General features: G+C 73.3%; 1 pseudogene. It reads right to left on the minus strand.

The features are described from left to right. A pseudogene (locus tag J0695_RS37610) lies at window positions 1-248 on the minus strand (hypothetical protein); the annotation flags it as partial. Window positions 249-322 lie beyond the last annotated feature (74 nt).

A 322-nucleotide genomic window follows, 5' to 3' on the forward strand; every position in this document is an offset into this window, starting at 1 on the left:
GGCTTCCCCGCTGGGCTGTCGGTGCCCTTGGGGGTGCCGGAGGGTGCCCCGTTTCCGTCCAGCGGTACGAGGACGACTTTCCCCGTCGGGGGGACGGCCTTGGTGGGGTCCTCGCCGGGGACGGAACCGACAGCGCCGACCGCGACGTACCCGCTGCCACTTGCTCCGCCGCAGGCGGCGAGGAGGCCGCCGAGGCAGAGGGTGGCGGCGGATGCCGCGAGGAGTGCGTGCAGCTGTTGGCGTCGCATCGCGCCAGTGTGTCTGACGCTCCGTCAATTAGGAACCCCGAGGCGAGAGCCACCCCCGCCTCGGGGGCTCCGCC

The sequence above is a fragment of the Streptomyces beijiangensis genome (genome assembly GCF_017315755.1).
In the GTDB taxonomy this organism is placed as follows: domain Bacteria; phylum Actinomycetota; class Actinomycetes; order Streptomycetales; family Streptomycetaceae; genus Streptomyces; species Streptomyces beijiangensis.